15 protein-coding genes are annotated in these 12,244 nt (G+C 47.2%); 9 read left to right on the forward strand and 6 right to left on the reverse strand.

The window, feature by feature from the left end; all coding sequences use genetic code 11:
* Window positions 1-212 precede the first annotated feature (212 nt).
* The 5 genes from BST96_RS06710 (at window position 213) to BST96_RS06730 (ending at window position 4,451) form a co-directional block, all read left to right on the forward strand.
* Complete coding sequence (locus BST96_RS06710; RefSeq protein ID WP_085757954.1) at window positions 213-572, forward strand: acyl-CoA synthetase family protein; 360 nt, start codon at window positions 213-215, stop codon at window positions 570-572.
* A gap of 121 nt (window positions 573-693) precedes the next feature.
* The gene (locus BST96_RS06715; protein ID WP_085757955.1) at window positions 694-2,391 is read left to right on the forward strand and encodes an SRPBCC family protein; all 1,698 of its coding nucleotides are present in this window, start codon (window positions 694-696) and stop codon (window positions 2,389-2,391) included.
* Window positions 2,392-2,419: 28 nt separating this feature from the next.
* The gene (locus BST96_RS06720; RefSeq protein ID WP_085757956.1) at window positions 2,420-3,007 is read left to right on the forward strand and encodes a hypothetical protein; all 588 of its coding nucleotides are present in this window, start codon (window positions 2,420-2,422) and stop codon (window positions 3,005-3,007) included.
* Window positions 3,001-4,086 carry a hypothetical protein gene (locus BST96_RS20710; RefSeq protein ID WP_206045417.1) on the forward strand — a complete coding sequence of 362 codons (1,086 nt, stop codon included), beginning with the start codon at window positions 3,001-3,003 and terminating at the stop codon, window positions 4,084-4,086. Before BST96_RS06720 ends, BST96_RS20710 begins: the two co-directional genes overlap by 7 nt.
* Before the next feature lie 104 nt (window positions 4,087-4,190).
* Window positions 4,191-4,451, forward strand: coding sequence for a hypothetical protein (locus tag BST96_RS06730; RefSeq protein WP_085757957.1), 261 nt, complete (start codon window positions 4,191-4,193; stop codon window positions 4,449-4,451).
* A 10-nt stretch (window positions 4,452-4,461) separates the two neighbouring features.
* Here BST96_RS06730 and BST96_RS21520 read toward each other — a convergent pair whose 3' ends face one another.
* Window positions 4,462-4,650 carry an AAA family ATPase gene (locus tag BST96_RS21520; protein WP_476703806.1) on the reverse strand — a complete coding sequence of 63 codons (189 nt, stop codon included), beginning with the start codon at window positions 4,648-4,650 and terminating at the stop codon, window positions 4,462-4,464.
* A 217-nt stretch (window positions 4,651-4,867) separates the two neighbouring features.
* Here BST96_RS21520 and BST96_RS06740 point away from each other — a divergent pair, with 217 nt between their 5' ends.
* The 4 genes from BST96_RS06740 (at window position 4,868) to BST96_RS06760 (ending at window position 7,575) form a co-directional block, all read left to right on the forward strand.
* The gene (locus BST96_RS06740) at window positions 4,868-5,239 is read left to right on the forward strand and encodes a BRCT domain-containing protein (RefSeq protein ID WP_085757959.1); all 372 of its coding nucleotides are present in this window, start codon (window positions 4,868-4,870) and stop codon (window positions 5,237-5,239) included.
* A 53-nt stretch (window positions 5,240-5,292) separates the two neighbouring features.
* Window positions 5,293-5,676, forward strand: coding sequence for a VOC family protein (locus BST96_RS06745; protein WP_085757960.1), 384 nt, complete (start codon window positions 5,293-5,295; stop codon window positions 5,674-5,676).
* A gap of 71 nt (window positions 5,677-5,747) precedes the next feature.
* Window positions 5,748-6,344, forward strand: a complete 597-nt coding sequence (locus BST96_RS06750) for a LysE/ArgO family amino acid transporter (RefSeq protein ID WP_085757961.1) — start codon at window positions 5,748-5,750, stop codon at window positions 6,342-6,344.
* Window positions 6,345-7,185: 841 nt separating this feature from the next.
* A complete protein-coding gene (locus tag BST96_RS06760) occupies window positions 7,186-7,575 on the forward strand; it encodes a VOC family protein (protein ID WP_085757963.1) in 390 nt (129 codons plus the stop codon).
* 133 nt (window positions 7,576-7,708) lie between these two features.
* On the opposite strand, the gene parE is transcribed toward BST96_RS06760, so the two are convergent.
* From parE to BST96_RS06780, 5 genes are all read right to left on the reverse strand, one after another.
* Window positions 7,709-9,592: a DNA topoisomerase IV subunit B gene (gene parE, locus BST96_RS06765; RefSeq protein ID WP_085757964.1), complete on the reverse strand. Its 1,884-nt coding sequence runs from the start codon at window positions 9,590-9,592 to the stop codon at window positions 7,709-7,711.
* 347 nt (window positions 9,593-9,939) lie between these two features.
* The gene (locus BST96_RS06770; protein WP_085757965.1) at window positions 9,940-10,518 is read right to left on the reverse strand and encodes a YqiA/YcfP family alpha/beta fold hydrolase; all 579 of its coding nucleotides are present in this window, start codon (window positions 10,516-10,518) and stop codon (window positions 9,940-9,942) included.
* A gap of 156 nt (window positions 10,519-10,674) precedes the next feature.
* Complete coding sequence (locus BST96_RS20955; RefSeq protein ID WP_240554913.1) at window positions 10,675-10,893, reverse strand: metallophosphoesterase family protein; 219 nt, start codon at window positions 10,891-10,893, stop codon at window positions 10,675-10,677.
* A gap of 131 nt (window positions 10,894-11,024) precedes the next feature.
* Entirely contained in the window at window positions 11,025-11,441 is a 417-nt protein-coding gene (locus BST96_RS20960) for a metallophosphoesterase (RefSeq protein ID WP_240554914.1), read from the reverse strand.
* Window positions 11,442-11,643: 202 nt separating this feature from the next.
* Complete coding sequence (locus BST96_RS06780; protein WP_085757966.1) at window positions 11,644-12,111, reverse strand: DUF1249 domain-containing protein; 468 nt, start codon at window positions 12,109-12,111, stop codon at window positions 11,644-11,646.
* Window positions 12,112-12,244 lie beyond the last annotated feature (133 nt).

A 12,244-nucleotide genomic window follows, 5' to 3' on the forward strand; every position in this document is an offset into this window, starting at 1 on the left:
TAAAAAATAGATTTTTGTGTTGCCAAGAAAAAACCGGAACTTAGGACGGTCAAACTTTATGGAAGATATATTTTTTACTTATTGATTTTAATAAAAATAATAATGACGGACCGGACTCGAATTCGCGACCTCCGGCGTGACAGGCCGAAAAGCAAGTGCAACTGATTGCTGATTTTAGACCCGATATTATTATGGTAACGCCCTTCTTATGAATGAAAAAATCGAAACCCGTATGGGTATTGATGCTGCGGATATTTTCGGGCTTTCTGAAGTTATTGGCCCCGGGGTCGCACAGGAATGTATTTCCTACGCAAATTGAGGAACAAATCCTAAGCCAGAAAGCGCTGACACCGCACTATCAAATTATCGTTGAGAAGCAAAACAATCTGGATACTGTCACTATTAAGGTTGAAGCCTACAGTGACAACACCAAAGATATTGAGACCTGCAAAAAAGAACTCACCTATAAGATTAAAACCTTTGTTGGCATATCGACCCTTGTAATTATCTGTAAAAGTGGCTCTCTGCCCCGATCAGAGGGGAAAGCCGTGCGCGTAGTGGATAAACGATAAGTTTATTTTCTGGGTGCTTGGCAGGTGGGGTTTTTAGGCCCCAAAGTGTCTTATATAAAAAGCGTCTTATATAAGTTGAAGCCACTGTATTCCCCCATCCATACTGCAAGGGAGCAAGCCTATGTTATATCTCAAAGCCAGTGCCTGTATTGAGGCCCCGGTCGATCAAGTCTGGGCGGTGTTAGCCGATTTGGAACGGATTTCTGAATGGTCGGAGGCGGTGGTTTCGGCTTCTTGCCCGGGGCCGCTTAGCCGCGGGGTGGCGGCGGAGCGGGAATGTGTGTTGAGTAATGATTTGTGTATTAAGGAGCGTATTGTTGCGTGGGAGGAAGGCCGCTATTTGCGGTATGAGGGGTTTAATATTCCGCTGATGGCCCGGGCCAGTAACTGTTGGTCGGTGGCAGGCCATGGGGATAAAACGTTGTTAACTACAGAATCCGAGATGGTGTTAAAGGGGGGATGGCCGGCCGGTTGCTGGAGCCATTGCTGTATTGGGCCGCCCGGCGGATGGCGGGGCAAACGCTGGCGGGGTTTAAGTATTTGGTTGAACAGGGGCGGCCTTATCGGGGGAGTTTTTCCAAGCTGCCTGCGGTGCCTGGGGTTTGTTAGTGTGGGTGGAGATATTGTATTGACACATTGGCCCGTAAAAAAAGCGCCCTTCGATAGTGCCCTTCATTATTGTTTGCTGGCGTTTATCGCTATGGCTGGCCTGGCTTATATTAATTTTCTGCCGGGTGTTGTTAATGCGCTGGCGGGGGAGATTGGTTTTAGTGAGGCCGAGGCCGGGCAGATTGTTGCCTTTAATGGCTATGGCGGCCTGGTGGGGAGTACGGTGGCTATTTTTTTAGTGCGCCGGGTGCATTGGCAAACGGCGCTGTTTGTCTTGTTAGCGGCGCTGACTTTTATTGATATCAGTACTGTAGGGATGAGTGCTGTAAGGATGGATACTGTAGGCATGGATGGATTCAGTGCCATGCTGGCCTGGCGTTTTTTAGCGGGCACTGTAGGTGGGCTGTGTGTGGGTATCGCTTTTTCTGTGCTTGCCCGGTTAAATAATCCCGAGCGGGCTTTTGGGCTGTTGTTATTGGTGCAGTTTGCGATTGGCTCGCTGGTTATTTATAGCTTGCCAGCACTGGAAGCTCGGCTGGGCGCCTATGCCGTTTTTTATATGATGGCCAGCTTTGCGCTATTGGCTTGTGCTTTTCTGTTGTTTATTCCTGCCCTTCCTGCGGGCGGCGAATCCACCCAAGCGTTTTTAGCTTTGTCCGGGCAGTTGGCTAATAAGGGCTTATTGTTGTTGGCCATTCTCTGCTACCCCTGCGCTGCCAGTGCGATTTGGGCCTATGTGGGGCTTATCGGTTTGGGGGCGGGGTTTTCTGCCGAAGCTGTTAGTAGCTCTATCGCCTTAACGGGGATGCTGGGGCTTATCGGTGCCATGCTGCCGGTGATTATCGGCAATCGTTTTGGGCGTTTGTTTTGGCTGGTCGGCGGTATCGCCTTGTCGATAATTGCGGCGTTAATGCTCAGTATCTCACCGCTTACGCAGGCCCTGTATATAGCGTCAATGGCGCTGCTGTTTTTTTCCTGGCCGGCGGTGCAATCGTATTTGTTAGCGGTAACGGCGGAGATGGACGCTAGCGGGCAGTTGTCTACTATGGCGGCGGTGGCGGCGTCTCTCGGCTTGGCATCAGGGCCGCTGCTTGCTTCGGGCTTGCTGGACCAGGGGGATTTTTCTGTGATGCTTTATGCCAGCGGGTGGATTTTTTTGTTGAGTTTTTTTCTATTGGTCAGGCCGGTGCAGGCCTATGAAAAGGGGTAGGCTTTTAGCCATCACTTAAGGTGAGACGATGATTCGATATCTGTTTAATAAGATGCTGTTAGCGTTTCAAAAACGCTATAACTACGATATTCGTTATCAACAGGAGATTCTGAATAATGATGTTGGGGCGTTTTTAAAATTTATGGGTTTTCAAACTCTGTCATCTCATGCCGGCAATATGCCCGCTGGCCCTTTATTTGCCGCCAGGCTGCGGGCCATTATCCGGGAGGACTGCGGGCCCTGCACTCAACTGGTGGTTGATATGGCGCTGGAGGCAAAGCTTAGCCGGGATAATGTGCGGGCGATTATTGAAAGCGATTTGCACCAGCTACCTGAGGATATGGCCTTGGTGGTGGAGTTTACTGACCTGGTGCTGGCGCATAAACCTGAGGCGGAAAACTTACGCCAAAAAATTATTGCAATATGGGGCCATAAAGGGCTGATTGCGATTGCTTACGGCATTAGCTCATACCGGGTATACCCTGCCCTGAAATATACGCTGGGTTACGGTCAGGCCTGCCAACATATTAACGTCGGCGATATCACTCTGGCCCCCCATCAGCCCCCCAATCAACCAACAACCAAGAGCGTTAAACAAGGAGACGAATTATGTTGAATAAAATAATTACTGGCCTGGCTTTGCTGCTAGGTTTGGCTGCGCTGGCCAATGGGGTCTTTATGACGGTTGCCCCCGAGTCCTGGTATTGGGCGGTGCCGGGTGTGCCGGCCAGGGGGCCGTTTAATCAGCATTTTGTGCGGGATATTGGTATCAACTATATGCTAATCGGCGCGGCCTTTATCTATGGGGCCATGGTGGCCAAACACCGCGTGCTGCTATGGGTAGTGCCAACGGGCTGGCTGGTTTGCCACGCTATTTTTCATATATGGGAGGTGATTGTTGGCCTTTGCTCACCGGAATTTTTGCTGATGGATTTTAATGGGGTGACCTTGCCTGCGTTGTTGGCGCTTGGGTTGGTTTATGCTAGCTATAAAGTGAAGACGGGGGTTAGGTTGGTTTTTAAGGGAGTAATTCAGGATAGGCTTTTGTCATTTTTCTTAGCGACAATAATTGGGATGCTATTTTTTTGCCAAGCTGCCTTGGCCGATTCCGATATGGCGAAGAAACATGTGTTCTATCTTCATGGTGCGATTATTGAAAAAGGTGACCCTAAACCGATTCATCCCCAGTACGGCCTCTACGACTATCCGGCCATTGTCGCCGCGCTGTCCAGATTTGGTTTTACTCTTATTTCCGAGCAACGTGCTATCGATACTGATTACCTATCTTATGCCCAGAAATTATCAGAGCAAATAACCACCTTGATTGCCAACGGCACCAAGGCTCAAGATATAACCGTTATTGGCTTTTCTAAAGGAGCAATGATTACGGTAATTGCATCCTCTCTACTTAAAAATAATGATGTTAACTTCGCGATTATGGCCACCTGCGGAGAATGGTACGAAACCGATGAGTTTCTTAACGGGCTACGTTTGCATGGGCACATATTATCTATTTATGAGGAATCCGATTTGGCGGGGTCTTGTAAAAAGCTAGCGGCAAGGTCGCCAGCACCCTCCTCATTTAAAGAAGTGTCTATTAATACTGGCAAAGAGCATGGTGCGTTCTATCTCCCAAGAAGTGAGTGGATAAACCCCGTAGTATCATGGGTTAAGCGAGAAACAGTTAACCATTGAAGTAAACGAAACAGCGTAACGGCTGCCCCCTCTTAAGGTGTTATGTATCAAAAGGACTCTGGATCAATTGTACGGAAATTTTATCTACTGAAGGAAGGTGACTTATGAATAAGCCGATTATATACCTGCTGTTATCCATGTTTATTTTTTCCAGCACTTTGCTCTCTGCAAGTGAGCCTAAGCCAACAAAACGTAGTAATGGCGTTTATACACAAAATGTAGGTGGTAAATCCGGCCTGTTTTATCTTGTGGATACCGTTACAACATTATGCTTTGTTTCGCCTGGTGGTGGCGCAGCATTAACGGAAATAAACTGTCAGCTATTAAAAAATAGAGCGGTATGGAAAGAAATAATTACATGGTAAGGCAGCGCTTCTAGTGGACACCCGTAAGCACGAACTGGCCATTGCGCTGCCCACGATCAACGATCGCTTGAACGTAGCTCAACAGTTGCGGCAACCGCTGTATTTTATCCAACACTACTGTGCTCTTAAACTGCGCCATTAGATCACCATCTATGTAATTCGGAAGTTCAACTACGGTATTACATAATTTTACAGACATAATACTGCCCACCCTTTACCGCCTTGCGAGTAATTCAGGGCCGGTACTTGTCATTTTTCTTGTCATTTAAACCCTTAAAAGGCTCATAAATACTCTAACTAAACCGGAAAAATGGCTTATTGAAGCGGCGGTTGAAAAAAATATTCGCTCAAGGGTGGGGATATTACACGCTGAAGTGTCTTAGTTAATGCACTGCGTTATATTTCAAGGAGAGTTTATGGCCAGCGATAAACCAACGATGATTTTGAAGTCTAAATCAGATATGAGCGCCGAAGAAATCGAAGCTCTATCTGATGCTGAAGCTTGGAAAATTATTTATTCCATGCGCACGGTCAAGGCCAAAGATAATCGGCTACAAGTCTGTTTTACTGGATTTGGCACAAGCAAAAAAAAAGAACTGGTTAATTTAGCTCACGACAATAGGTTCAAAGTTGTTGCATCAGTCACCAAAAAACTTGATTACCTTGTTGGCGGAGAAAATGCGGGGCCAAAGAAAATCGAAAAAGCTGAATCTCAGGGCGTTCAATGCCTTAATGAACAACAGTTTAGTAACTTAATAGCAACCGGCGAAGTGCCAGACGAAATATAGCAAGCTTGTCAACGCTCTGCAGCAAGCTGGTTAAATCATTAGAAGGTAAAATTATGATTGATCACGTTACCATTTCAGTTAGTGATGTAGAGAAAAGCAAAAAATTTTATGAGAGTGCGTTTCTCCCACTTGGATACAATGTTTCCTTTGGGGAGGAAGGTAAATTTTGGGCCTTTGATCTTGGAAAGGGATTTTTATTTGAAATATGTAGTCCTCAGACGACAGAGGAGTTAACAAGCTTTCATATTGCTTTTCGTGCAGAAAGCCAAGCTAAAGTTCAAGAGTTTTACGAGGCAGCACTTGCAGCTGGCGCAAGGGATAATGGAGGCCCTGGCCCCCGCCCCAATTATTCAGAGAATTACTATGCTTGTTTTGTCCGTGACCCCGATGGGCATAATATTGAGGCTATGTTTGATACTTGGGATAATTGCGGATAAACCGCTGATCTGAGCTTTATGCATTAAAAATACTGCCCGTCATATACAAATAAGAGCGATTTTTCTTAATTATGGTTTTTATCGCAGGGTTTACTCTTAGTTTATCTCTTATCCTTGCCATTGGCTCTCAGAATGCTTTTGTTTTAAAACAAGGCATTCAACAGCAGAGTGTTTTACTAATTTGTTCAATCTGCGCTCTTTCTGATGCTATTTTAATCTCACTTGGTGTTGCGGGCTTTGGAGTGATTGTAAATGAATACCCTGTTATCGAAGAATATGCTCGTTATGGTGGCGCTGGCTTTCTTTTCGTTTACTCAGCTTTAAGTTTTAAGTCCTCATTTAGCCAAAATCATGCATTAATACCAGAAGAAAAGTTACAGAACTCAACTTTAAAAACTGTAGCTATCTGCTTGGCTTTTACATGGTTAAACCCTCATGTTTACCTGGATACCATGGTACTACTGGGTAGTATTTCTACTCAATACGAGGGGGAACAACTTCAATTTGCTTTAGGGGCTATATTGGGTTCATTTATTTTCTTTTTTAGCCTAGGTTATGGCGCTAGATTATTGGCTCCAATATTTCAAAGCCCTAAAGCATGGAAGGTCCTGGAATTTATTGTTGGTCTTACGATGTTATTTATTGCTCTACTTTTAGTATCTGGGTAACTTCTCCCGTTGCTATGACTCTACTGATCTAGCCAAACCGGAAAATGGCTTATTGAAGCGGGGGTTGAAAAAAATATACGATCAAGGGTGGGGATATTAAGCGCTAAAGTGTCTTAGTTAATGCACGGCTCGGGTTTCGGTCGAATGGTCGTTGAATAAGGTCGAATTTGAGGAATGACTGCCAGGGGGTATACGCCTGCTGGCGGTTTAATAAGCTGTTATGCAAGCAAGGAAAGTCAATGAATTGGATCAAGACAAACCGACGTCTAATCATTTGTTGGGCCATCATTTTATTGGTAGCTCCATTCTTTACAGAAGCACTACTTTTCGCCAACATTATGGGCGCCGAAGCCACTGTTGGTTTTTTGGTGTTACTATATAGCGAGTACAAGGCCAATTATGAACTACGTAAATATCAAATAAGGGAATTCGCATCTCTTGTTTTCAGGACCCTTCAAGATCATCCGATATGCCAAATTAATATCTATTGCTTTCATACAAGCTCTAGCATCGTGCTTCTTGTTGTAACAGGCTCAATGACATACGCAATTTTGGCATGGTACCCCTTACTCGCTGTCAGTAACAAAATCGGAGAACATGTATAACCGATTACTCAAACATCGCCCCGGTCAAAGAACCATTCAGAACAGGCACTTGTCATTTAAACGCTTAAATAATTTAACCAAACCGGAAAATGGTTTATTGAAGCGGTGGTTGAAAAAAAAATACGCTCAAGGGTGGGGATATTACACGCTGAAGTGTCTTAGTTAATGCACGGCTTGGTTTTCGGTCAAATGGTCGTGGAAGAAACTCTTACTAAACTAACCATGGAGTGCAAATAATGCTGAGTCACGTAACACTAGGCGTCAATAATATTGAAGAATCCACTAAGTTTTATGATGCTGTCATGGAGACCATTGGGTATCAGCGTGGCAGTTGTGGCGAAAGTTGGGTTGGCTATGGTGACATATCAGGAAAATGCATTGATACGCTATGGCTATTAACACCCGCTAATGGCGAAGCTGCTACATCAGGGAACGGTACCAATGTTGGGCTTGTAGCCCCCACTCGCGAGTCAGTCGATAAGTTTTATAACACGGCACTGGCTAATGGCGGAGTTGATGAGGGTGCACCTGGCATTAGGGCAGTCAATCATCCGAATTTTTATGCCGCCTATGTTCGTGATTTAGATGGTAACAAATTGTTGGCTGTTTGCCATGAAGCAGAGTAAGGCTTGTACCGGTCGGAGCTTAACCAAGCTTTGTAGCGGGTAAGCTGTATGAAAATACACATTTTTTAACCGTTTCCCCGCCATCATTTTTTACGGCGGGGAAACGCAAAGCGCATTAAGCGCTGATGCTCAGTTAGACTTCCGCTAGATTGCCTTTTTCTTCCAGCCAGCTTTTACGATCGGAAGAGCGCTTTTTGGCCAGTAGCATATCCATCATCTGGTTGGTTTCATCGCCGGACTCAATGGTTAAGCGGACTAAACGGCGGGTGTCGCCACTCATAACGGTTTCACGTAATTGCATGGGGTTCATTTCACCCAGGCCTTTAAAACGCTGTACACCGATTTTGCCTTTTTTCTTTTCGGCTTCGATGCGGTCGAGGATGCCTTGTTTTTCGCCTTCGTCTAAGGCGTAAAACACTTCTTTGCCGATATCGATACGGTATAGCGGGGGCATGGCGATAAACACATGGCCGGCTTGTACCAGTGGACGGAAGTGGCGGACAAACAGTGCGCAGATTAAGGTGGCGATATGCAGGCCGTCGGAATCCGCATCCGCAAGGATACAGACTTTGTGATAACGCAAGCCGGATAAGTCATCAGAGGCAGGGTCTACGCCAATGGCGACGGCTATATTATGCACTTCTTCGGAGGCTAGAATTTCTTGTGAGTCGACTTCCCAGGTATTTAGGATTTTACCGCGCAGTGGCAAGATAGCCTGATACTGTCTGTCCCTGCCCTGCTTGGCTGAACCACCCGCTGAGTCACCTTCCACTAAAAATAATTCGCCGCGTTCGGCATCATCGCCAGAGCAGTCCGCCAGTTTGCCGGGTAAGGCGGGGCCTGAGGTGATTTTTTTACGGGCGACTTTTTTGGATTTTTTCATCCGCGACTGTGCATTGTTGATGCACATATCGGCTAGTTTTTCGGCATCTTCGGTGTGCTGGTTTAGCCATAGGCTAAATGAATCTTTGGCCACACCGGAAACAAAGGCGGCGGCTTCACGGGAGCTTAAACGTTCTTTGGTTTGGCCGGAAAATTGTGGGTCGGCCAGTTTGGATGACAGGATAAAACAGCATTTATCCCAAATATCATCGGGGGATAGTTTAAGGCCGCGCGGTAGTAAGTTTCTAAATTCACAAAACTCGCGCATGGCATCGAGTAAGCCGGTGCGTAAACCGTTAACGTGTGTACCACCCTGTGCGGTTGGGATCAGGTTAACGTAGGACTCGGTGGTTAGCTCGCCACCCTCAGGTAGCCATTGCACGGCCCAGTCTGCACCTTCGTTACTACCGGCAAAGCTGCCGATAAACGGTTCGGCGGGGAGTGTTTCCCAGCCTTTGGTGCTGGCCATCATATAGTCTTGTAAGCCATCTTCGTAAAACCATTCTTCTTTTTCGCCGCTGGCTTCGTCTTTGAAGGTGACTTTTAAACCGGGGCATAGCACGGCTTTGGCGCGCAATACATGGCGCATACGGGAGATGGAAAATTTGGCGGAGTCAAAATAGCTGGCGTCCGGTAAAAAGCGGATGCTGGTGCCGGTATTGCGTTTGCCGCAGGTGTCGACCACTTTTAGGTCTTTGGATTTTTCGCCGTCTTTGAATTCCATTTCATAGACTTCACCGCCTCGGCGGATGTTGATTTCTAACACTTTGGATAAGGCGTTGACGACCGACACCCCTACCCCGTGCAAGCCACCGGAGAATTGGTAGTTGTCGTTATTGAATTTACCACCGGAATGGAGGGTGGTCAGGATGACTTCTACACCGGGTTTTTTCTGCTCGGGGTGCATATCCACGGGCATACCGCGGCCGTCATCGGTACAGCTTAGGGAGCCGTCTTTATGGATCACCACATCAATCTGTTTGGCGTGGCCCGCTAGTGCTTCATCGACACTGTTATCAATCACCTCTTGGGCAAGGTGGTTGGGGCGGGTGGTTTCGGTGTACATGCCGGGGCGTTTTCGCACCGGGTCGAGGCCGGTTAGGACTTCGATGGATTCAGCATTATAGTCAGACATTTAATTTTCTTTTGTTATGGGGGTGGATATATTCCACCTTTTTTTTGTGCTGGGTTTTGGTGGATTATAATCCACCCTACGGGGTTTGGCATTGTTTGTGGGGGGTGGATTCCGCCTTTTTTTGTGTTGGGGTTTGGTGGATTATAATCCACCCTACGGGGTTTGGCATTGTTTGTGGGGGGTGGATTCCGCCTTTTTTTGTGTTGGGTTTGGTGGATTTTAATCCACCCTACGTGTTTGGGGGTGTAGGGTGGAATATATTCCACCTTTTTTTGTGCCGGGGTTTGGTGGATTTTAATCCACCCTACGGGTTTGGGGTGTGTAGGGTGGAATATATTCCACCGCTGTTACTGCAATTCTAAAAACTTAAAGGCTTCGGGTAAATGGTTTTCAAAACCCTGGAAGCGGTGGTCTCCACCCTCTTCAATTAGCTGTGGACAGCCCTGATAGTAACTAACTGCTTTGCGGTAATCGAGGGTTTCATCGCCGGTTTGCAATAAAACTTTGATTCGCTCCGGTTTGGAGAGGGTTTGCACCTCTAATTGATGCAGTTCTTCGATATGGCTGGCGTCGAGGAAAAAGGTCTCACCGGTGTAGGGGTTTTTATTCTCACCCAGTACTCCGCTGATTAATTCATAGGGCCTGACGGCCGGATTTATCACCAGGGCTTTTAAATCATAGGCTTCGGCCAGAGCGGTGGCCATAAAACCACCCAGGGAGCTGCCGATTAAGGCCATCTGCCTGTTGCTATGTTGTTCAACAATAGCCTGCAATTGCTGGTAGGCCTGCATGGGGTAGTTAGATAGGCCTGGGGTTAGCAGCTCCACTGCCAGTTGCTCGCTGTCTATATACTGCTGTGTCTCTTGTGCTTTTATGGATTGTGGCGAGCTGAGAAAACCATGGATATAAATAACGAGCGGACGCATTGATGGACTAAAACCCCTGACAACAAAAGCGCGAAGCATACCGGTAGGGTGGATTATAATCCACCAAAAATCGGTGGGGGGTAAGGTGGATTTTAATCCACCCTACGGGTTAGTAGCCGCTGGAGTGGTTGTAATCGATATCGAAGTCTACGGCGGTCACCCGTGATATGCCGGTATTGATATCGCCGTTGCTATGTAGTGATAACCAGCGATAGCCGGGTTTAAACGGTCCAATTTAAAGCCGGGGCTATTGGGGGCAAACTGGATACAGGTTGAGGGCGTTGCCATTAACTTTACGCCATTGCGCTCACGGTCAATGGTCTGGTGGATATGGCCCCATAGAATACCGCGCACGGAGGGAAATTGATCAATCACGGCAAAGAATTCATCGGCATTGCTGACCCGCTGGCCATCCAGCCAGTCACAACCGATATCAACGGGGTGATGGTGCAGGCATAGCAGGCTATGCTCAGCATGGGTATTGGCCAGGCTCTGTTGTAGAAACTCTAATTCTTCAGTATCAAAGCTGCCCCCACTTCACCGGGGGTGCTGGAGTTGAGCATGATGATTTGCCAGTTTTCTATCTCGATATTTCGACCCAGAGCATTATCGCCACGCATTTTGGCCTTCATCGCTTCGAGGTCATCGTGGTTGCCGGGCAGCCATAGAGTATGGTCTGCAATATGTTGGGTGGCAGCCTGGAACCGTTCATAGGAGGTCGGGGCACCACCATTAGAGAGGTCACCGGTTGCCAGTAGCATATCCGGTGTAGGGTGTTGTTGGTTAATTACCTCAATCACATGGGCCAGGCTTTGATCGGTATCCATACCTAATAGCTGCTCACCCGGCTCGGCGCCAAGGTGGGTATCGGTGATTTGAACTAATTCAATAGGCCGTTCTGTGGTGTTACGCTCGATCCGCAAGGTGTGCCTCTGGTCACTCTTTAGTCGTTCTGTCGTCGTGCTATCAGTGCTGCGCTACGGCAAGCTATTGATATTGCTCTATTTAACGGCTGAAGAGCGATAAAATCCAGTAACTATTCCCACTGCAGGCGGATAATCCCACTATGTCACTAAAAACGTGACTGATTTAATGAACCCAAGGCGAAAAAATACCCAAACCGGCTTATAAGGATTGGAAACACAGCTCGGTATCATCCAGTGCATGTCCATATTTTAGACAATGACTGAGCCATTCACCGAGAAATGTGTTGAGTTGGATTTTTTCGTCCCGCTGGAACATCTTTTCATTGGGGTATTCGTAGCTGGCATGCAGGGCGCGATGGGCATCATAGGAGACCACTTCTGCCATCTGGGCATCGTGGTAGACCCGTAGCGAGAAGCTGGGGGCGGTGGTCCATGGTTGCTCGCTTTGGTTGGAAGGTAGCTGGCAGATATCAACCATGGTGGTGTATTTGCAGCGTTCAGTGATATCGATACGGATATGCGCGGGCCGGCCACCGCTAAGCTCTACACCAAACAGACGCTGGTCTACCTCGGCCATATCTGGCATTAGCTGCATCATGCGCGCATAGTTGGCTTCGCATTCGGCCATCTGGCCGGCTAAATCAACGGTGTATTTCTTTTTTTGCATAAGCGTTTCAGTATGGGTGCCGGATTATAATCCGGCCTACGGTAGGGTGGATTCTAATCCACCGTCAACACATAAGGTAAACCATTCACCGGTTACCCAACGTAGAATCAAAACAAAGTCTAGCAGTTTTGTT

Source organism: Oceanicoccus sagamiensis, assembly GCF_002117105.1.
Taxonomy (GTDB): Bacteria; Pseudomonadota; Gammaproteobacteria; order Pseudomonadales; family Dasaniaceae; genus Oceanicoccus; species Oceanicoccus sagamiensis.

What these genes read in the sequence shown, in the direction of transcription:
- BST96_RS06710 (WP_085757954.1), top strand. Translation starts at nt 213, where the DNA reads ATGAAAAAATCGAAACCCGTATGGGTATTGATGCTGCGGATATTTTCG.
- BST96_RS06715 (WP_085757955.1), top strand. Translation starts at nt 694, where the DNA reads ATGTTATATCTCAAAGCCAGTGCCTGTATTGAGGCCCCGGTCGATCAA.
- BST96_RS06720 (WP_085757956.1), top strand. Translation starts at nt 2,420, where the DNA reads ATGATTCGATATCTGTTTAATAAGATGCTGTTAGCGTTTCAAAAACGC.
- BST96_RS20710 (WP_206045417.1), top strand. Translation starts at nt 3,001, where the DNA reads ATGTTGAATAAAATAATTACTGGCCTGGCTTTGCTGCTAGGTTTGGCT.
- BST96_RS06730 (WP_085757957.1), top strand. Translation starts at nt 4,191, where the DNA reads ATGAATAAGCCGATTATATACCTGCTGTTATCCATGTTTATTTTTTCC.
- BST96_RS21520 (WP_476703806.1), bottom strand. Translation starts at nt 4,650, where the DNA reads ATGTCTGTAAAATTATGTAATACCGTAGTTGAACTTCCGAATTACATA.
- BST96_RS06740 (WP_085757959.1), top strand. Translation starts at nt 4,868, where the DNA reads ATGGCCAGCGATAAACCAACGATGATTTTGAAGTCTAAATCAGATATG.
- BST96_RS06745 (WP_085757960.1), top strand. Translation starts at nt 5,293, where the DNA reads ATGATTGATCACGTTACCATTTCAGTTAGTGATGTAGAGAAAAGCAAA.
- BST96_RS06750 (WP_085757961.1), top strand. Translation starts at nt 5,748, where the DNA reads ATGGTTTTTATCGCAGGGTTTACTCTTAGTTTATCTCTTATCCTTGCC.
- BST96_RS06760 (WP_085757963.1), top strand. Translation starts at nt 7,186, where the DNA reads ATGCTGAGTCACGTAACACTAGGCGTCAATAATATTGAAGAATCCACT.
- parE (WP_085757964.1), bottom strand. Translation starts at nt 9,592, where the DNA reads ATGTCTGACTATAATGCTGAATCCATCGAAGTCCTAACCGGCCTCGAC.
- BST96_RS06770 (WP_085757965.1), bottom strand. Translation starts at nt 10,518, where the DNA reads ATGCGTCCGCTCGTTATTTATATCCATGGTTTTCTCAGCTCGCCACAA.
- BST96_RS06780 (WP_085757966.1), bottom strand. Translation starts at nt 12,111, where the DNA reads ATGCAAAAAAAGAAATACACCGTTGATTTAGCCGGCCAGATGGCCGAA.